At 55.3% G+C, this 19197-nt stretch carries 20 protein-coding genes, 1 pseudogene, 1 riboswitch and 3 other annotated features; of the genes and pseudogenes, 3 read left to right on the forward strand and 18 right to left on the reverse strand.

Annotation, left to right across the window (positions count from 1 at the left end; translation table 11 throughout):
• Window positions 1-65: 65 nt before the first annotated feature.
• Window positions 66-287 (forward strand): annotated as a pseudogene (locus tag ACR1UW_RS14555) (alkaline phosphatase); the annotation flags it as partial.
• Between the two features lie 446 nt (window positions 288-733).
• On the opposite strand, the gene crcB reads toward ACR1UW_RS14555, so the two are convergent.
• The 3 genes from crcB to modA form a co-directional block, all read right to left on the reverse strand.
• On the reverse strand, window positions 734-1084 hold the full coding sequence (gene crcB, locus ACR1UW_RS14560) for a fluoride efflux transporter CrcB (RefSeq protein ID WP_498933878.1): 351 nt from the start codon (window positions 1082-1084) through the stop codon (window positions 734-736).
• Window positions 1084-1473: a fluoride efflux transporter FluC gene (locus tag ACR1UW_RS14565; protein WP_237420679.1), complete on the reverse strand. Its 390-nt coding sequence runs from the start codon at window positions 1471-1473 to the stop codon at window positions 1084-1086. The genes crcB and ACR1UW_RS14565 overlap by 1 nt, the downstream gene beginning before the upstream one ends.
• Window positions 1474-1519: 46 nt before the next feature.
• A riboswitch (Fluoride riboswitch) is annotated at window positions 1520-1582 on the reverse strand.
• Between the two features lie 150 nt (window positions 1583-1732).
• The gene (gene modA, locus ACR1UW_RS14570; protein WP_237420680.1) at window positions 1733-2524 is read right to left on the reverse strand and encodes a molybdate ABC transporter substrate-binding protein; all 792 of its coding nucleotides are present in this window, start codon (window positions 2522-2524) and stop codon (window positions 1733-1735) included.
• A gap of 124 nt (window positions 2525-2648) precedes the next feature.
• Here modA and ACR1UW_RS14575 point away from each other — a divergent pair, with 124 nt between their 5' ends.
• Window positions 2649-3572, forward strand: coding sequence for a substrate-binding domain-containing protein (locus ACR1UW_RS14575; protein ID WP_498935324.1), 924 nt, complete (start codon window positions 2649-2651; stop codon window positions 3570-3572).
• Window positions 3573-3683: 111 nt separating this feature from the next.
• On the opposite strand, the gene pheT is transcribed toward ACR1UW_RS14575, so the two are convergent.
• The 4 genes from pheT to msrA all read right to left on the reverse strand — a co-directional run bounded on the left by pheT (window position 3684) and on the right by msrA (window position 8791).
• Window positions 3684-6098, reverse strand: a complete 2415-nt coding sequence (gene pheT, locus ACR1UW_RS14580; RefSeq protein WP_429882598.1) for a phenylalanine--tRNA ligase subunit beta — start codon at window positions 6096-6098, stop codon at window positions 3684-3686.
• Between the two features lie 21 nt (window positions 6099-6119).
• A complete protein-coding gene (pheS, locus tag ACR1UW_RS14585) occupies window positions 6120-7154 on the reverse strand; it encodes a phenylalanine--tRNA ligase subunit alpha (protein ID WP_015375576.1) in 1035 nt (344 codons plus the stop codon).
• 41 nt (window positions 7155-7195) lie between these two features.
• Window positions 7196-7431 (reverse strand) — a binding site (T-box leader).
• An 86-nt stretch (window positions 7432-7517) separates the two neighbouring features.
• Window positions 7518-8270, reverse strand: a complete 753-nt coding sequence (locus ACR1UW_RS14590; protein ID WP_033010801.1) for a TrmH family RNA methyltransferase — start codon at window positions 8268-8270, stop codon at window positions 7518-7520.
• Window positions 8267-8791 (reverse strand): peptide-methionine (S)-S-oxide reductase MsrA, encoded by a 525-nt coding sequence (gene msrA / locus ACR1UW_RS14595; protein WP_013144533.1) that lies wholly within the window; start codon window positions 8789-8791, stop codon window positions 8267-8269. Before msrA ends, ACR1UW_RS14590 begins: the two co-directional genes overlap by 4 nt.
• A gap of 269 nt (window positions 8792-9060) precedes the next feature.
• Here msrA and sspI point away from each other — a divergent pair, with 269 nt between their 5' ends.
• Window positions 9061-9270, forward strand: coding sequence for a small acid-soluble spore protein SspI (gene sspI / locus ACR1UW_RS14600; RefSeq protein WP_015375579.1), 210 nt, complete (start codon window positions 9061-9063; stop codon window positions 9268-9270).
• 28 nt (window positions 9271-9298) lie between these two features.
• Here sspI and ACR1UW_RS14605 read toward each other — a convergent pair whose 3' ends face one another.
• The 11 genes from ACR1UW_RS14605 to nrdR all read right to left on the reverse strand — a co-directional run bounded on the left by ACR1UW_RS14605 (window position 9299) and on the right by nrdR (window position 19189).
• Entirely contained in the window at window positions 9299-10387 is a 1089-nt protein-coding gene (locus ACR1UW_RS14605; RefSeq protein ID WP_498933882.1) for a M42 family metallopeptidase, read from the reverse strand.
• Between the two features lie 92 nt (window positions 10388-10479).
• Complete coding sequence (locus tag ACR1UW_RS14610) at window positions 10480-10965, reverse strand: dUTP diphosphatase (RefSeq protein WP_033010803.1); 486 nt, start codon at window positions 10963-10965, stop codon at window positions 10480-10482.
• Between the two features lie 15 nt (window positions 10966-10980).
• Window positions 10981-11232: a DUF1294 domain-containing protein gene (locus tag ACR1UW_RS14615; protein ID WP_033010804.1), complete on the reverse strand. Its 252-nt coding sequence runs from the start codon at window positions 11230-11232 to the stop codon at window positions 10981-10983.
• 108 nt (window positions 11233-11340) lie between these two features.
• Window positions 11341-11700: a 50S ribosomal protein L20 gene (gene rplT, locus ACR1UW_RS14620; protein ID WP_011887944.1), complete on the reverse strand. Its 360-nt coding sequence runs from the start codon at window positions 11698-11700 to the stop codon at window positions 11341-11343.
• Between the two features lie 25 nt (window positions 11701-11725).
• Window positions 11726-11926: a 50S ribosomal protein L35 gene (gene rpmI / locus ACR1UW_RS14625; RefSeq protein ID WP_025949458.1), complete on the reverse strand. Its 201-nt coding sequence runs from the start codon at window positions 11924-11926 to the stop codon at window positions 11726-11728.
• Between the two features lie 13 nt (window positions 11927-11939).
• Window positions 11940-12518, reverse strand: a complete 579-nt coding sequence (gene infC / locus ACR1UW_RS14630) for a translation initiation factor IF-3 (RefSeq protein ID WP_080729625.1) — start codon at window positions 12516-12518, stop codon at window positions 11940-11942.
• Window positions 12514-12645 (reverse strand) — a sequence feature (ribosomal protein L20 leader region). It overlaps the preceding gene by 5 nt.
• 214 nt (window positions 12646-12859) lie before the next feature.
• Window positions 12860-14803: a threonine--tRNA ligase gene (gene thrS, locus ACR1UW_RS14635; protein ID WP_033010805.1), complete on the reverse strand. Its 1944-nt coding sequence runs from the start codon at window positions 14801-14803 to the stop codon at window positions 12860-12862.
• Window positions 14804-14852: 49 nt separating this feature from the next.
• Window positions 14853-15078: a binding site (T-box leader), on the reverse strand.
• A 46-nt stretch (window positions 15079-15124) separates the two neighbouring features.
• Window positions 15125-16000, reverse strand: a complete 876-nt coding sequence (gene ytxC, locus ACR1UW_RS14640; protein WP_100659257.1) for a putative sporulation protein YtxC — start codon at window positions 15998-16000, stop codon at window positions 15125-15127.
• Between the two features lie 286 nt (window positions 16001-16286).
• A complete protein-coding gene (dnaI, locus tag ACR1UW_RS14645; RefSeq protein ID WP_033010808.1) occupies window positions 16287-17219 on the reverse strand; it encodes a primosomal protein DnaI in 933 nt (310 codons plus the stop codon).
• Between the two features lie 11 nt (window positions 17220-17230).
• Entirely contained in the window at window positions 17231-18622 is a 1392-nt protein-coding gene (locus ACR1UW_RS14650) for a replication initiation and membrane attachment family protein (RefSeq protein ID WP_044743547.1), read from the reverse strand.
• Window positions 18623-18727: 105 nt separating this feature from the next.
• Entirely contained in the window at window positions 18728-19189 is a 462-nt protein-coding gene (nrdR, locus tag ACR1UW_RS14655) for a transcriptional regulator NrdR (RefSeq protein WP_033008531.1), read from the reverse strand.
• Window positions 19190-19197: the final 8 nt, after the last annotated feature.

The raw sequence follows: 19197 nt of genomic DNA on the forward strand, positions 1-19197 counted from the left end.
ATCATCTGAAAAGGGAGAGGAGAACGATGTTCCGATCGAAACGACGGGCGGCGCCGATGAGTCGGGAGACGGGAGACGGCAAGACGATTTCCGGCGAAGACGGCCCGTTTGCCATCGCTGGTTCTTCGCAAACGTTCGCCCTCGACTGGACGACAACGGGCCACACCGCCGCCGATGTGCCGCTGACCGCCATGGGCCCGGGGGCGGAGCGGTTCACCGGCGTGTACGAGAATACACGCATTCATGATATTCTTGAAGAATTATTGTTTGGAAAAAGCAAAAGATAACGCCATCCGTGCTTCGGTCGTTGTCCTTCATCGATCTCCGATTCCCCGCGAACGAATCGTTTGCGGGGAAGATTTTTCTATCCATTCATCCATACTGATTGCCTAGAAGGCCGGTGAAAAACGGCTGCCACGAGCAAATCAGCGGCATTTCACCAAAAAAAGAAGGCTGATTTCGCAAGGCTTCTCTAATTGAGAAAAAGATGGAATAGCGGTATTTTGTACTAAATCACCGGCCCTCTAGAAGGGCGGTGAAAAAACAATCATTCCTGCAAATCGGTCATTTTTGATCAAAGAGAAAAACAGATTTTACAAGGCTTATCAAATTGAAAAACACTGTTGTTGATTCACATTTTTCATTCAATCACCAGCCCTCTAAAAGCAAGCCAAGAACGTTCTTTTTCACAATCAACTAATTAAGAAACAATGCTTGTTTTTTGGCGCTGCGGTCACCGCCCCACGTGATAGCCAAGCCACGCGAGCCACACGCCACACAAATACGTAGCCGCCAAATAAACGACCACCTTCGCCCATTGGCGTTGCTGCATCATTTGCACGCTTTCCCATTTCAACGTCGAAAACGTCGTGAACGCGCCCATGAAGCCGGTGCCGACAAGCAGCTTCGTCGCATCGGCGGCGCCGCTTCCGGCGAGCCAGCCGAGCAAAAAGGACCCAAGCAAGTTGACAATGAGCGTCCCTATGGGAAAACGCCGCGAACGCCGAGCCGCCCAGCGGCTGACGAGATAGCGGGCCATGGCGCCGAAAAAACCGCCGATCGCCACAAACAGCGGTGCGTACATTATCCAATCCCTTCCTTCCGTTCCGGTTGAGCGGCGGCATATCCAGCCCATGAGGCGAGCAACCCGCCAAACAGGCTGGCGGCGATATACACGGCCGCCATGCCAAAGCGCCCTTGTTCCATCCATTCCACACATTCGACGCTGAGCGTCGAAAACGTCGTATACGAGCCGATGAACCCGGTCGTCGCCGCTGTTTTCAACCACGGCGGCCAAGACGGGCGGCGGGTGAACACCACCGTAAGCCAGCTGAGCAAAAACGAGCCGGTCCAGTTCACCAAAAGCGTTCCGAGCGGAACCCCTCCCAACCAGGCAGCGGGCACGACAAGACCAACGACATAGCGGACAAGCGCGCCGATCATGCCGGCTGCGCCGACGGCGAGATAGACCAATAACCATCCCTCCTTCGTAAAATAAACAGACTCCTGCCGCTTTTCATTTGCAGCAGGAGTCATCAGCCGGAAGCCGGCGGTTATGGCGAACTCCATCGCCTATAACGTTTTCTTGTTTGTTATTTTACCATATGTCCCCTTCCCATGTGAAGGACAGCAAACAGGCGGCATTTTGCCAAAAAAGAAGGCTGATTGTGCTAGGCTTCTCTAGTTGAGAAAAGACAGGATTCAGCGGTATTTTTACTCGCCCACCAGTCTTCTAGCGGGCGCGGCGAAATCCGTGCTCTTCGAACATTTGCAGCGCTGAACCGCTTGTCAAATACGAGTAAAACTGTTGCGCCTCCTTGAGATGTTTGCTCGTCTTGACGACACCAAGCGGATAGACGATCGGGTCGTGCATGCCGCTTGGCACGGCAGCGACGATATTGACGTTCTCCGAGGCGAGCGCGTCCGTCCGGTACACAAATCCGGCGTCGACGTTGCCGGTTTCCACATACGTCAACACTTGGCGAACGTCTTTCGCGTACACGAGCTTCGGTGCCACCTTCTCCCACAGCCCCGCCTTCTCCAACGTTTGTTTCGCGTACATGCCGGCCGGCACCGATTCGGGGATGCCGATGGCGATCCGTTTGGCGCGGATGATGTCATCGAGCGACTGAACCGCTCCTTCCCCTTGTTTTGGCGCAATGAGGACGAGTTCGTTCGCCAGCACTGTTTTTTCGTGTTTGGAATCGATCAACCCTTCTGCTTTCAATTTTTCAAACGGCTCAGCGGCCGCCGAAAAGAAAAGATCGACCGGCGCCCCTTCGGAAATTTGCTTTTGCAACGCGCCCGACGCACCGAAATTGTATTGGATGCGGATGTTCGGATGCTTTCGTTCAAACGCCGTTTTCGCTTCTTCCAGCGCTTCTTGCAGACTAGCGGCGGCGGAGACGGTGAGCTCCACTTTATCCGCCGGTTTCATTTGCCCCTTCCCCTCTTTTGAGCCGCTGTCGCAGCCATACAAGCCGAACAGCAAGAGCAATGCGGCAAGCCATGCGATTTTTCGCATCTGTCTCCCCCTTATCTTTTTATATGTAATGATATCTAATTATAAATAATAATAAGTAGTTAGGAAAGAAAAATTTTTCCCCATGCGTTCTTTGCGCTACAATGAAAGAAAGGAGGATGGCATGATGACGGAGCCGCAGTCATACACGATTGAAGAAATCGCTTCCTTATTAAAAGTGTCCAAACTAACGGTGTACGATTTAGTGAAAAAAGGGAAGCTGCCCGCCTTTCGCGTCGGGCGGCAAATGCGGATTACCGCGGATGATCTTCGCCGGTACATCGACGGGCAAAAAGGGGAGACAAGCCCCGTTTCTTCCACCGTTTCACGGCCGGTCGAAGCCGCCGTTCGCCCCATCATCATCAGCGGCCAAGATGCGGCGCTCGATTTGCTTGGCGTCCATCTGGAAAAAAACGGCCCTTATCAATCGCTCCGCACCTACACGAGCAGCCTCAATGGGCTGATCGCCCTGTATAAAGGGCAATGCGACATCGTCAGCGTGCATTTGTTTGACGGGCAGACAGGCGAGTACAACCGTCCGTATGTGGAAAAGCTGTTGACAGGCCATGCGTACATCATGGTGAACGTCATGCGCCGGCCGATTGGATTTTATGTGTCAAAGGGCAATCCTCGCAGCATTCAAACGTGGCGCGACTTAGGAAGGAGCGACGTCGTGATCGTCAATCGGGAGAAAGGGGCCGGGGCGCGCGTCCTGTTAGATGAACAGCTGCGCCTGCATGGATTGTCGCCGTCCGCCATTCGCGGCTATGAACGCGAGGAAACAAGCCATTTGAGCGTCGCCTCCGCGGTGGCGTCAGGTCTCGCCGATGTCGGCATCGGCACGGAAAAGGTGGCGCGAATGGCCGGCGTCGAGTTCATTCCGCTAATGAACGAACAGTATGATGTCGTCATGCTGCGGACGCCGGAGAATGAATCGCTCATCGCTTCCGTGCTCGACGTGCTCCGCTCCGATTCGTTCCGCGCCGAACTCGAAGCGCTCGGCGGGTACGATGTGTCGCAAACCGGGCGCATTATAGCTGAACGCGGCTGACAGGGCATCCACCTTTGTTAGCATCCTTCGTTTTCTGAATCTGTTTGAAAACGAGCTCTCATCAAAAAAAGCTGTTCCAAAAGCCCATCGCTTTCGGAACAGCTTTTCGTTTTACCCGCGCAACACGGCGCCAAATTGCTGCTCGACCGCCGCCAATACCCGCTCATAGACGGCCGTGACTTCTTCATCCGTGAGCGTCCGCTCCGGATCATAGAAGCGGAGCGAGAAGGCGAGCGATTTTTTCCCGGCCGGCAGGCGCTCGCCTTGGTAGACGTCAAAGAGGGAGACGTCTTTGACGAGCGGTTTCCCGGCTTCGGCGATCGCCTGCTTCAAGGCGCCGGCTTCGACCATTTCGTCAACGACCAAGGCGATGTCGCGCACGACCGACGGGAAGCGCGGAATCGGCTCGTAGCGGATCGCTTCGCTTTCGGCGTTCAACAGATCGGTCAAGGCGAGCTCGAACACGTACGTTTCTTTTAAATCGTACTCTTTTTGCACGGCCGGATGGAGCTGGCCGACAAAGCCGATCACCTTGCCGTCAAGCGCAATCTCCGCCGTCCGTCCCGGATGCAAATCGGCGCGCTTGGCCGGCTTGTACTCGATGCGGGCGGCGAGTCCAAACAAGTCGAACAAGCCGTCCAAAATGCCTTTGGCAACGTAAAAATCAACGGCCTTTTTCTCTCCTTGCCATAAATGGGCGTGCCATAAGCCGGTGAGAACGCCGGCGAGGCGCTCTTTTTCCGCTGGTTGGACGCCTTCTCCTTTGGACAAGTAGACAGAGCCGATTTCGTACAAGGCGACGTTCTCGACTTGGCGGGCGCGGTTGTAGCTCGCCGCTTCAAGCAGATGCGGAATTAAGCTTTGCCGCAAAACGCTCCGCTCTTCGCTCATCGGCAGCGCCAAGCGGACCAATTCGGCCGTCTCAAGCGCAAAGCGCGCCGCTTTGTCCGGGCTCGTGAGCGAATACGTGATGGCTTGGAACAAGCCCGCCCCTTCCAAATAGCGGCGGACGCGGCGGCGCTTCGCCTGATGCGGCGTGAGTCCGCCCGGCTTCGCCTCCGCCACCGGCAGCGTCGCCGGCAGACGGTCGTAGCCATACAAGCGCGCCACTTCCTCGATGATGTCTTCTTCAATCGCAATGTCGCGCCGACGCGACGGGACATCGATCGTAAACGTTCCGTTGTCTTCTGTGAACGGAAATTGCAAATTCGAAAGAATCACGGCCACTTCCTCTTTCGACATCGCCGTGCCGAGGACACCGTTGATGCGTTCGAGCGTGACCGTCACCGCCACCGGCTCCTCACGCCACACGCTCGCTTCCACGACGCCGCCGACGACCTCGCCGCCGGCGTATTCGGCCATCAGGGCGGCGGCGCGCTCGAGTGCTTCTTTCGTCCGCGCCGGATCGATGCCTTTTTCAAACCGAGTGCTCGCTTCGCTGCGCAGCCCGTGGTCTTTTACCGCCTGGCGGATGACCGGGCTTGTAAAGTACGCCGCTTCAATAAACACGGTTTTCGTGTCATCGCGCACTTCCGAATTCGCCCCGCCCATCACCCCGGCTAAGGCGACCGGCTCGCGGCCGTTCGTGATGACAAGGTGGTCTTCGGTCAGCTTCCGTTCGACATCATCGAGCGTGACAATCGTTTCGGCTGCCTTTGCGCGGCGGACGACAATTTCCTGCGAACCGAGGCGGTCGTAGTCAAACGCATGAAGCGGTTGGCCATACTCAAGCAAAATGTAGTTCGTAATGTCGACGACGTTGTTGTGCGGGCGAATGCCGGCTGCCATCAAGCGCGCTTGCATCCAAAGCGGCGACGGGCCGATCCGGACGTTTTTCACGATCCGCCCGGCGTACAGCGGGTTGTCTTCCGGCGCCTCGACGCGGACGGAAATGTAGTCGTGAACGTTTTCGTTCGTTTCTTTGACCGCCGCTTTCGGCAGCTTTACTTCACGTCCGAGAATGGCCGCGACTTCATAGGCGACGCCGATCATGCTTAAACAGTCGGCGCGATTGGGCGTCAAAGACAGTTCGAGCACTTCATCGTGCAAGCCGAGCCATTCCAGTGCATCGGCGCCGACCGGCGCATCGCTCGGAAAGACGAAAATGCCGTCTGCATACTCTTTCGGCACGACTTTCGTTTCGACGCCGAGCTCTTGGAGCGAACAAATCATTCCGTTCGATTCTTCCCCGCGCAGCTTCGCCCGTTTGATTTTGAAATTGCCCGGCAGCACCGCCCCGACTTTGGCGACGGCGACCTTTTGCCCTTTGGCGACGTTCGGGGCGCCGCAAATGATTTGCACCGGCTCGCCTTCGCCAAGGTCAACGAGGCACTTCCGCAGTTTATCCGCATTCGGGTGCGGCTCGCACTCGAGCACATGGCCGATGACGACGCCGTTCATCCCGCGGTCGAGCGCCTCAACCCGCTCGACTTCAATGCCGCTTTTCGTGATGCGATCAGCGAGTTCCGCGGCGGTGACCCCCGTCAAATCGACGTACTCGCTCAGCCAACGGTAAGACACGAGCATGGAAAACCCCTCCTTTTTCTGTTACACACGCAAAAATTGCCGCAAGAAACGTAGATCGTTTTGATAGAAATGACGGATGTCGTCAATGCCGTACTTCAGCATCGCGATCCGCTCCGGCCCCATGCCGAACGCAAAGCCGGTGTACGTTTTCGAATCAAAGCCGGCCATCTCAAGCACGTTCGGATGCACCATGCCGGCTCCTAAAATTTCGATCCAGCCGGTGCCTTTGCAGACGCCGCAGCCCCGCCCTTCGCATCGGAAGCAGGACACATCGACTTCGACCGACGGCTCGGTGAACGGGAAAAAGCTCGGCCGGAAGCGGATGTCGCGCCCTTCCCCGAACAGCTTGCGGGCAAATTCGCGCAGCGTCCCTTTCAAATCGCTCATCCGGATGTTCCGGTCCACAACCAATCCTTCAATTTGCGTAAACTGGTGCGAATGCGTCGCATCGTCCGTATCGCGGCGGTACACTTTGCCCGGACAAATGATTTTCACCGGGCCGCGCCCGCGGTGTTTTTCCATCGTCCGCGCCTGCATCGGCGATGTGTGGGTGCGAAGCAAAATCTCCTCCGTGATGTAAAACGAATCTTGCATATCGCGGGCCGGGTGGCCTTTTGGCAAATTGAGCGCCTCAAAGTTGTAATAGTCGGTCTCGACTTCCGGCCCTTCGGCGACCGTATAGCCCATGCCGATAAACAAATCTTCAATTTCTTCAATGACGCGTGTCAGCGGATGGGGATTGCCAAGACTCACAGGTCGTCCCGGCAGCGTCACATCGATCGCTTCGGCGGCCAGCTTCCGCTCGACTTCCTCCTGTTCCAGTTTCGCTTGTTTCGCCTCGAGCGCCTGCTGAATCGCCGCTCTCACTTCATTGGCCAGCGCGCCGAGTTTCGGGCGCTCTTCCGGCGGCAATGCCCCCATGCCGCGCAGCACTTCGGTGATCGGCCCTTTTTTGCCCAAGTAAGCGACGCGCACGTCATTCAGTGCTTTGACGTCTTTCGCCTCATCGATTCGGCGAAGCGCTTCTTGCTTCAGCTCGTACAGCCGTTCTTTCACTTGAGTCCCTCCTCTATCCAAAATAAAAAACCCGCCCCCCGGTAAGGGACGAGTTGTTGCTCGCGGTACCACCCTTGTTAACAGCACAAATGTGCTGTTCGCTTCATTGCGATAACGGCCGAAAGCCGGAACACCTTTACATCCCCTTTTGGGATGGTCCCGGTGCCAACTCGGGAGGTGAACTTCACTTGCGTCGGCCATAAAAACGCTCCCAGTCTCCGGCGTTTTCTCCCTGGATGGCGAGCAGCAAGCTACTTTTCTCCGTCATCGTTGTTGTCCGTATGGAAAATGTCGCTATTTATTATACGCAAAGAAAACGGCAAAGGCAAGGTCAGGCCGAAATTTCTTTGCGCAGCTCATCGTTTACCGCACCGCCTGCAAGGAATAAAGCAAAATTCCGGCCGCGACGGCGACATTCAGCGACTCGGCTTGGCCGTAAATCGGGATGTAGATGGTTTCCGTCGTCATCTCGAGCCATTCGCGCCGGACGCCGCTTCCTTCATTGCCGACGAGCAAGGCGAAGGAAGACGAAGGCGGAACGGTGCGGTAATCAACGGCATTCTCCAAGGCCGTTCCGTACACCGGAATGCCCTGCTCCTTGAAACGCGCGATCCATTGCGCCAAATCGCCTTTGACAACCGGAAGATGAAACAGCGACCCTTGCGTCGCCCGCACGACTTTCGGATTGTACACATCGGCGCACCCTTCGCCAAGGATGACAGCATCGATCCCGGCGGCATCGGCGGTGCGAATCATCGTCCCGAGATTGCCCGGGTCTTGCACGGCGTCAATGAGCAAGGCGGTCTTCACGCCTTCAAGCTCGGCCGGCAGCTGTCGGCACACCGCGGCGATGCCTTGCGGCGTCTCCGTGCTGCTGATCGCCTTCATCACCGCTTCGGTCACGATCACAACCGGGACGCTGACGTCCCAGCCGGGCGGGATGGCTGTCCGCTCGTCCACCATCAGCTCAACAAGCGGCGCTCGGCTTTTTACAGCCTCTTCGACAAGATGAAACCCTTCAAGCAAAAACAATCCGGTCTCATCGCGCCCTTTTTTGGTCAGCAGCTTTTTCCATTGTTTGACGCGCGCATTTTTCGGCGATTCGATCCGCTTCACCGTTTCGTCCCCCAATGTTTGGCGATAAACTCGTCGCGCCCGGACGCGGCGCGGTCTTGCTTGTAATGCTCCGGATTTTTCTTATGGTAGTTTTGATGATACTCTTCCGCCGGGTAAAACGTCGTCGCCGGCAAAATTTTCGTTACAATCGGCTTCGAGAAGCGTCCGCTTTCCTCGAGCGCCCGCTTTGACTGCTCGGCGAGCTGGCGCTGTTTTTCGTTATGGTAAAAAATCGCCGTCCGGTATTGCGGCCCGCGGTCGTGAAACTGGCCGCCGTCATCGGTCGGGTCGATTTGACACCAATACAGCTCCAACAGCCGCTCATACGGAAAGACGTCCGGGTCAAACGTGATTTGCACCGCTTCGTAATGGCCGGTCGTGCCGGTTTTCACTTGCTCGTATGTTGGGTTTTCGACATGCCCGCCCGTATAGCCGGAGACGATGCCGTAAATGCCGTCAAGCTCCTCAAACGGCGTCACCATGCACCAAAAGCAGCCGCCGGCGAATGTCGCTTTTTCCATTGTGTCGTCACCTCATTCGTCAAGTTTCTTCATTTGATTATAACAAAATGTGTGCCGTTGTCATCTTTCACGACCAAAGCCAAGTTCCTTCACAAAGCCAGGCTCGTTCCGTTCCGCACGCCGGCCGCTCATGTCACTGAGTCAAGCTGTCGTTTCATTTCGGTCTAGTTTTTCCTCTATTATACCATATACGAGAGCCGCTCCATGTATAAATCCGCCGCCATTGGCAAACGATAACGGTGTACAATACGGCCAATGAGGTGAGACAAATGGATTTGAACTTGCGGAAAGCCATTATGCACAACGTCGCCAACAACTCGAAAGAACAGCTCGAGAATACAATCGAGGACGCGATCCAGCGTGGCGAGGAAAAATATTTGCCCGGCCTCGGCGTCCTCTTTGAAGCCATTTGGACGCACGCCAATGAACAGCAAAAAGACATGATGCTCACCACGCTCGAGCAGGCGGTTAAACAATGACGAACACCGGCCGAATCGGCCGGTGTTTTTATTCGTCAAACGTCAGTTGTTTCACTTTGTCGGCTTCAAGCCGTTTGATTACTTCGACAAGCAGCTTGACCGTGTTTTCATAATCGTCGCGATGCAAAATGGCGGCGTGCGAGTGGATGTAGCGCGTCGGAATGGCGATCGTGAGCGACGGAACGCCGATACCGGTTAAGTGAATTGCTCCCGCATCCGTACCGCCGCCCGGCATGGCATCAAAATGGTACGGAATGTTCATCTCTTCCGCCACTTCGATGACGAATTCGCGCAAGCCGCGGTGCGACACCATCGTCGCGTCGTACAGGACGATGTGCGGGCCGGCGCCGAGTTTGCCCATCGCTTCTTTTTCCGACACGCCCGGTGTATCGCCGGCAATGCCGACATCAACAGCAAACGCGATATCCGGCTGAATGAACTGGGCCGCTGTGCGCGCACCGCGCAAGCCGACTTCCTCTTGCACCGTGCCGACGCCGTATACGGTGTTCGGGTGGTCGACGCCTTTTAACTGCTTGAGCACATCGATGGCGACCGCACAGCCGATCCGGTTGTCCCATGCTTTCGCGAGCAGCATTTTTTCATTGTTCAATACCGTAAATTCAAAATACGGCACGATCATATCGCCCGGGCGGACGCCCCACTCCATCGCTTCCTCGCGGCTTGTCGCGCCGATGTCGATGAACATGTCTTTGATGTCGACCGGTTTTTTGCGCGCCTCCGGCGGCAAAATGTGCGGCGGCTTTGAGCCGATGACGCCGGTGATGTCGCCTTTTTTCGTCACGATCGTCACGCGCTGGGCGAGCATTACTTGGCTCCACCATCCGCCAAGCGTTTGGAAGCGGATGAATCCTTTGTCGTCGATTTGCGTCACCATAAAGCCGACTTCATCCAAATGGCCGGCGATCATCACTTTCGGCCCGCCTGATTTCCCTTCTTTTTTGGCGATCAAGCTGCCGAGGCCATCCGTTGTCACTTCATCCGCATACGGAGCTATGTATGTCTTCATCACATCGCGCGCTTCCCGCTCATTGCCGGGGACGCCTTTCGCATCGGTCAACGCTTTCAGCATTGTCAACGTTTCATCGAGCTTCACCATCTTGGCACCCCTTTCCGGTTTTGTCCACTTTTTTATTATACTTGAAAAGGCTGACGATTGGCAAAATGAATCATTCGCCACCCGAAAAAAGATCAGTAGCGCTCGTTTTGCCGCTTGTGGTTCACTTCATTTTTCCGCCGATACGCCGCCTCGATGTCGTCGGAAGAAAAACCGAGCGCCACGCCAAGCCGCCAATACTCCGCAAACAGCGCATCATATTCCCCTCGCGCTCTCGTCTCCCCGAACCGCTCGGCGGCGCGAAAGATGGCCAAAAACTGCTCAACAAGCGGCCGCTCGACAGCCGGAAGCTCCCGGCTTTCATAAAACAGCCCGCAATCCAGCCCAAGCGACAATAAAAAATGCAAGCCGTCCACATATTCCTCAAGCACTCGCTCGGCTGGCGCGGGCGGTTTGATGCTCCAAAATTTAAAACAGCGCGTCTCATTGGCCAGCTCCCCAAGTTCGACGAGAAACGCAAGCATTTTCCGATTGAACAAGTCCTCATGCATAAGGCCGTGCTCTGTTTCAATCCGCTCATCCAACATGCGCTGCATATCGTAAAGCAAAGGCCAATCCATGCTCTTTTCCCCCTTCTACCACATCCAGTTCCAATAGAAAAACGCCTCCGCGGCTGCCAGCAGCGGAAGCCCATAGCGAAAAGCCGAATGGCGCGTTTTATGGCGAAACGTGTACATTCCAGCTGCCGCACCGATGGCCCCGCCCGCAAACGCCAGCAGCCAAAGCGTCCGCTCGGCGATGCGAAAGCGGCGGCGTTTCGCTTTTTGTTTGTCGAGCCCCATCATAAAAAAGGCAAGAAGATTGATCGCTATTCCGTATTGTACCATATCCATCCCTTTCCTTGACAGAAAAACAGCAGCGCTGATCGGCTTTCAAGCCCCCCCATTTCGTTGCCGAAGAAAAACGGCCACCCTTTGTCAGGATGGCCGTCATGGTTACTTATTCAAGTTCGCTTTCGCCAAATCGGCGAGTTGGGCAAACGCCGCTTGGTCGTTGACCGCCAAGTCGGCGAGCATTTTCCGGTTGACTTCGACGCCGGCCAATTTCAAGCCGTGCATCAAACGGCTGTACGACAGGCCGTTTTGGCGGGCCGCCGCATTGATGCGGGCGATCCACAGTTTGCGGAAATCGCGCTTCCGTTGACGGCGGTCGCGATACGCATACATGAGCGATTTCATCACTTGCTGGTTCGCAACTCTATATAACGCGTGTTTCGCGCCGAAATAGCCTTTCGCAAGCTTCAATACTTTTTTGCGACGTCTGCGCGTCACTGGTCCACCTTTTACGCGTGGCATAATCGTTCCCTCCTATAGTCGGTCGTTATTTCAAGTTGTCGAGCATTTGGCGAATGCGTTTGAAATCGCCAGGCGAAACGAGCGTCGCTTTGCGCAACTGGCGTTTTTGTTTTTTCGTTTTATTGGCAAACAAGTGGCTCGTATACGCATGGCCGCGTTTCAATTTGCCGCTCGCCGTCTTTTTGAACCGTTTCGCCGAGCCGCGGTGAGTTTTCATTTTTGGCATCACAGTTTCCTCCTTACTTGTTGTCGTTTTTCGGTGCGAGCACGAGAAACATGTTGCGCCCGTCCATTTTCGGCGCCGTTTCGACGACCGCGATGTCGGCGCACGCTTCCGAGAAGCGGTCAAGGACGCGCTGTCCGATTTCTTTATGGGTGATCGCCCGTCCTTTGAAGCGGATCGTCGCTTTCACTTTATCGCCTTTTTCCAAAAACTTGCGCGCGTTGCGCAGTTTCGTGTTGAAGTCATGCTCCTCGATCGTTGGGCTGAGGCGCACTTCTTTCACATTGATGACCTTTTGCTTTTTGCGCGCTTCTTTTTCTTTCTTCTGCTGCTCGAAGCGGAATTTCCCGTAATCCATGATGCGGCAAACAGGCGGTTTGGCGTTCGGCGCCACAAGCACGAGGTCCAAGTTGCGTCTCGCCGCAATTTCGAGCGCTTCCTGCTTCGACTTGATGCCAAGTTGGTCGCCGTTTTGATCGATCAAGCGCACTTCCCGGGCACGAATTTGCTCGTTGATAATGAAATCTTTGCTAATAATGAGCCACCTCCAAGGTTTTTTCCAACTGGCTTGTTTGCCGGCAGAGCCCGCTCTCAACGAAAAAGCGCGGATGCACAAAGCACCCGCGCACGACGTTCGGACAAAAAGTTGGCGAACCGTAACAACCTGCCAACAGCCTTCTTGGCGTCGGTCAGGTGAGAAGCGGGCGCTTCTGCTTTCGTTACAAACAAGCAATCATTCCACTTTATACACTATACCACCTTGGCGATGGCATGTCAAGGAGCGGCTCTTGATAAACACAACGTCCTTTATTATAATGGATTCTCACTTCGTTAGCAAGAGAAAATTTTCAGTTGACCGCAACAATGCGCTCCAGCCTCCGCCTGCGCGCGAAAAAAAAGCGGTCCGAAACGCGTCGGACCGCCATAGGTCGTTCCTTATTTCGCCCGTTTTTCCCGCACGTCTTCCGCTAACAAGGCGGCAAATTCATCAAGCCCCATCGTCCGGCTCTCTTTTTCGCCGTAGCGTCGGACGTTGACCGCTCGCTCGGCCGCCTCTTTGTCGCCGACAACGAGCATGTACGGGATTTTTTGCATTTGCGCTTCGCGGATTTTGTAGCCGATTTTTTCGTCGCGCTCGTCGACTTCAACGCGGAAGCCGCGTTCTTTCAGCGTCCGCTGCACGTCATAGGCGTAATCGAGGTGCGCCTCCGGCGACACCGGGATCACCTTGACTTGAACCGGGGCGAGCCATGTCGGGAACGCGCCTTTGTATTCTTCGATCAAGAACGCGACAAACCGCTCCATCGTTGAGACGACGCCGCGGTGGATGACAACCGGGCGGTGCGGCTTCCCGTCTTCGCCGATGTACGTAAGGTCAAAACGTTCCGGCAAGAGGAAGTCGAGCTGCACCGTTGAGAGCGTTTCGTCTTTGCCGAGCGCCGTGCGCACTTGCACATCGAGCTTCGGCCCGTAAAACGCCGCTTCCCCTTCAGCCTCATAGTAGTCGAGACCGAGCTCGTCCATCGCTTCGCGCAGCATTCGTTGCGCTTTTTCCCACATTTCATCGTCGTCGTAATATTTTTCTTTGTCATGCGGATCGCGGTATGACAAGCGGAACGAGTACTCGTCAAGCCCGAAATCTTTGTATACTTCTAAAATCAAGTTGACGACACGTTTAAACTCGTCTTTAATTTGGTCAGGGCGCACGAAAATATGGGCGTCATTAAGCGTCATGCCGCGGACGCGCTGCAAGCCGGTAAGCGCTCCGGACATTTCGTAGCGGTGCATCGTGCCAAGTTCGGCGATGCGAATCGGCAGCTCACGGTAGCTGTGCAGCTTGCTTTTGTAAATCATCATATGGTGCGGGCAGTTCATCGGACGCAGCACAAGCTGTTCATTGTCCATTTCCATCGGTGGGAACATGTTTTCTTTGTAATGGTCCCAGTGTCCTGACGTTTTGTACAGCTCGACGCTGCCGAGCACCGGCGTATACACATGGTCATAGCCAAGCTCGATTTCTTTGTCGACGATATACCGTTCAATGATCCGGCGGATCGTCGCCCCCTTCGGCAGCCAAAGCGGCAAGCCTTGCCCGACTTTTTGCGACGTCGCAAACAGCTCAAGCTCTTTTCCTAATTTGCGGTGATCGCGCTCCTTTGCCTCTTCGAGAAGATGCAAATAGCGCTCCAAATCTTCCTTCTTGAAAAACGCTGTCCCGTAAATGCGCTGCAGCATTTTGTTGTTGCTGTCACCGCGCCAGTAGGCTCCCGAGATGCTGAGCAGCTTGAATTCTTTGATCTTGCCGGTCGACGGCACGTGCACGCCGCGGCAAAGGTCGAAAAACTCGCCTTGCTCGTAAATGGAAATCGTCTCGCCTTCTGGAATATCAGCGATCAACTCGAGCTTCAACTCATCGCCGATTTCTTCATACAGCCGGATAGCTTCTTCACGGCTCACTTCTTTGCGGACGATATCCAAGTTTTCTTTGACAATGTTGCGCATTTCCGCCTCAATTTTCGGCAAATCGTCCGGCGTCAGCTTATGCTCCATATCGATATCATAGTAGAAGCCGTTTTCAATAACGGGTCCGACGCCGAGCTTGACGTTGCGATACAGCCGTTTGATCGCCTGCGCCATTAAATGGGCGGCGCTATGGCGCAAAATATCAAGCGCCTCTGGCATATCTTGGGTGATAATCACCAGCTCGCCGTCCTCATGAAGCGGCGTGCGCAAATCGACGAACCGGCCGTTCAGTTTCCCGGCGATCGCTTTTTTCTTCAGCCCCGGACTGATCGACGCGGCGATGTCTTCGGTCGATGTCCCGCTCGCAAACTCCTTTTGCGCCCCGTCCGGGAACGTGATGCGAATCATGTCTGGCATCGGCAATCACTCCTTTGTCATAATTAAAAAAGAAAAAAACTCCTCCCTCAAAAGGGACGAGTTTTCGTCGTGGTTCCACCCTTCTTCCCATGGCAACACAACGCCATGGCTCAACAACAATAACGGCTAGCCACCGGCGGCAACTACTGGGCGCTCCGTTCGCTGCCGCAGCTCTGAGGGGGTAAGCGCATTTTTCGTGTTAGGAAGGTTCCAGCCGCCGCCTTCCCTCTCTGGAAACCGTAAAAATGCACCCATATCCTCGTCATCGCTTGTCTATGCGGTTATTCATGTACGATATTATAGCGGAACCGAAAAGAAAAATCAAGATTCTTCCCCATTTCCGGCGCTGGCGACAAACAAGCGGGAAAAATCAGCGCGGCGGCGGAGGCGAAGCCGCTCTTGAAACACGTTTTGCAGCGTCTGCACCATGCCGTCATCCGGGTGGTCGGTATACAGCTCAATTTCCGCCGGAGCAAGCGAGACAAGCGGCGCGAGCACCGAAGAATCGATATACATCGGCTGGCTGACGACGAGATGGCGGTCGATCAGCTGTTTCACTTCCGCCGCCGACAGCTCGCGGCGGTGGCGGTCGTAAAACACGAAGTGCGGCGGGTCGTGCACCAAATACAGGCGCGGCCATTGCGGCGTCCGGCCAACCAGGCATTCGCGCAGCATTTGCACGAAAGTTTGATACTCTTGCTCCAATTTGTACTCGTCAATCGCGAGCCCGACATAATGTTCAAGCCGCTCGATGTACGGCTTCAGCCGAAAGGTGACAAACGACGAAAACGAGAAGGACAGCCCGTCGCGCAAAAACGAAGCGAACGCCTCGCGCAGCAGCGCCATGCGCGAAGCAGCAAACTCCGCCCCTTTCTGATAATCGCGCCGTTCACCGTCCAAAAACGAATGGGCGAGCGCCAAAATTTGCTGCTGTTCCTCGCGGTCGCGAAAATAAAAGACACCGGAAATGATCGACAACAACAGCCGGTCTTCGAGGACAGACTGCACAAATGCAGTCATGGCTGGTATGATATACGTCTCGAGCACGTGCTTCTCGTCGCCGTATATGTAAACCGCCACGGTCTTGTTTCCGTCGTAAGCGGCGTGAAACAGCGGACAGGCATCCCGTTTCCGTTCATTCAGCAGCCAAAACAGTTTCTCCGCCTCGCTTGCCTTGTCAAAATGGATTTCGATCACCCGCTGTCCCCCCTTCTCCGAGATCAACGCTTGGTTTATATATATGGGGACAACCAGCTGTTTAGACTAAAAAAGCGCAAAACGTCCAACGTTTCCCGCCTACAGGGATGCGCCGCTCGGCGGCTGCGGCGGACGGAGCGCACAGACATTCGCAACGGGTTCATTCGCCAAGATGCCCCGCTCCTTGGCGGCTGGCGGAGAATGCATCCTTTCCGCCCCAGCGCAGAAAAACGGCGCCCCCTTGCGTCAGGGGACGCCTTAAGCGCGCCGTTTGACCGCTTATCCATCATTCGCGGCGGTTTGGCCCGGTAATTTCAACCGGGTGCGCGAGTGAGCGGATCCGCTCCATAATGCGGGCGGCTTTCACTTTTTCTTCCTCGCCGCGCTGCGAATACGTCAAATGGTGGGCGAGCTGCTTCATATCAAAGTTGGAGGTGAAAAAGGTCGGCAAATTTTCAAACATCCGGTATTGCAAAATTGGGCCGAGCACATCGTCGCGCACCCAGCTCGACATCGCCTCCGCTCCAAGGTCATCGAGCATGAGCACCGGCACTTTTTTCACATAATCGAGCTTTTCGTTCATCGTCTGATCTTGCAATGAATGCTTCAGCTCGCGAAACAGCTCCGGCACATAGACGATGAGCGACGGAATGTTCCGTTTCGCCAGTTCATTGGCGATCGCCCCGAGCAAATACGTTTTGCCGACGCCGAACGACCCGTACAAGTACAATCCTTTCATTTTTTTCCCCGGCTCGTACTCCGTCACGAACTTCTCTGCAAACTGGATGGCTTTAATGCGCCCATCGTCGCTAAGATCCACATCCGACAGCGAAGCTTGCAAAATTTCCCGCGGCACGAACATGCTTTGAATGAGCGCTTCCTGCCTTCTCCGTTCATCATCTTGCACTTTTTTCGGGCAGCGGTCGTATTCAACGTCAATTCGCCCGCCGGCGACCACCAAGTTCGGATGATACCCCGGCAGCATATTTGGGCATTGCTCGAGCCCTGGGCACTGGCGGCAATGGCCATGTTGCTCGATAAATTCGTACAGCTTCATTAAACTTCGGTCCACCGCATCGCGCGACAGCTGCTGCTCGTGCGCCTGCAAAAACGGCTGCACGTCCGGATGCGTCAAAATATAGCGCCGCATTTGTTCATAGCGCCGCCGGAACCCTTCGTTTCCGAACAGCCGCTGCAACAGTTGATTTACTCGTTCCATCGCCTTTACACCTACGATCCATCACGGTATTTTTTCAGCCGTTCCTCGAGCTCTTTGCGCGCCTGTTCCACATCAAAGTCGTCATCATCCGGCTGGCTGTAATCCATGTTCAGCCAGTCGGGGACGATTTCGGTGCGCACGACTTTGCGCACTGTCCGCGTCCCTTTTTCTTTTTCATTCGCCCAGTTTTGGTACGTCTTTGCTTCCTCTTTAGCCAGCTCCATCGCCTCTTTGACGGTGCGCACCTTTTTGCGCGCCCAATGGCTGGCGATTTTCTCGACATATTTTTTCGATAGTTTCATATTCGTCCGCAGCATGACGTAATAAATCAGCACATTGACGACGCCCGGAAGAAGCTGCTGTTGAAACATAATATCTTCGATCAATTGCAAATCGGCGAGCGACGGCTCCGCTCCCCCGGAAATTTCCTTCAGAAGCTGGCGCGGGGAGATCGTCTCGAGCTGCTTCATCAACGCCTCCTCTTTTGTGCGCGGCTCGATGTGTTCCATCGTCCGGTAAGCGAGCGGCTGCACCCGTTCGACAAGGCGCGGGGCGGCGCCGCCGTGCTCGAGCTCATACCACTCCCGGGCCGCCCGGCGCAGGGCGTCAATGTCAATCTCGTATGCCGGATCGATGACGCCGAGGACAATTTTTTGCATTTCCAGCGGCGGGATGCCGTACAAAAATGCCAACTTTTTGATCGCTTCTTTCACTTTCGCGGTTACGGCCCGGCGCGGCACCATCTGTTTCGACAAGCCGGCAAAAAACAGCTCAAAATCAAACACGCCGTCATCGAGCGCATACGACGCCTCGTCCCGCCCCATGTGCACTTTTCCATCCGGCGGCTCGAGCTCGCGCCCGGCCTCTTCATTGAATCCCGCGACGATTTGTTCAGCATGAACGGACGAAAATACGTCCGAAAACGCGCGCGTCACCCGGGTGAACTTTGTCTCATCCACAGCCGGGCAGGCAAAACAGTCATTCAGCTGGGCAAACATATGACGGCCGACTTGCCGGTACAAAAAGACGCCGAGCATTTCGTCGCGGAAAAATTGATCCGGCGCCAGCGGCGGACGCAGCTCATACACAAACTGCTTCGGCTCTTCCGCCTCGGGGGCGTGGACGTACGTATTCAGCAGCCCGATGCCTTCGAGCTTCAGCCGCTCGCTGTAAATGTCCGGCAGGCCGCACTGCATGAGCGCCATAAGCCGATGGTGGGTCGCTTCCCGGCCGCCAAGCAGCTCGAGCTCCCCCCAAAGCGTCATATATAAGGCGAGCGCACGATGGCCGATCAGCGGCTGATACAGCATAGTCAACACTTTTCGGTCCGCATCGTGCAGCGCAGTGCGGCTTTGCACCATATACCGATCAACGGCCAACAACTCTTTCCAATGGTGTGGCATCGCTCCGACCTTCCATTCTGCCATATTCGTTTCCATCCACCTCTCGCCTTCCCGGCCGAAAAATAAGCTGAAAAAAGGGCCTGCCGCATTCCCGCCCGAGCCCTTTTACCGTTGTCCTTTTTTAATCAGCTCTTTTAGCTCTTCGATAAATACGTTGATATCTTTAAACTGCCGATAGACGGAAGCGAAGCGGACATAGGCCACCTCATCGATGCGCGACAGCCGCTCCATGACCATTTCGCCGATCGTTTCGCTTTTTACTTCCGATACGCCTTGGCTGCGCAGCTCGCGCTCGATTTCCTGCGTCACTTTTTCCAATTGCTCAAGCGCCACCGGCCGTTTTTCACACGCTTTGATCAAACCGCGCAAAATTTTTTCCCGGCTGAACTCCTCGCGCGTCCCTTCTTTTTTGACGACAATCAGCGGCGGTTCCTCGACCCGCTCAAACGTCGTAAATCGATAGTGGCATTGTTCGCACTCGCGCCGGCGGCGAATCGAGCGGCCTTCTTCGGCCGGGCGCGAGTCAAGCACGCGCGTGCCTTGGTGATGGCATGACGGACATCGCATAACATCCA

The sequence above is a fragment of the Geobacillus lituanicus genome, from assembly GCF_050994965.1.
Classification (GTDB): domain Bacteria; phylum Bacillota; class Bacilli; order Bacillales; family Anoxybacillaceae; genus Geobacillus; species Geobacillus stearothermophilus.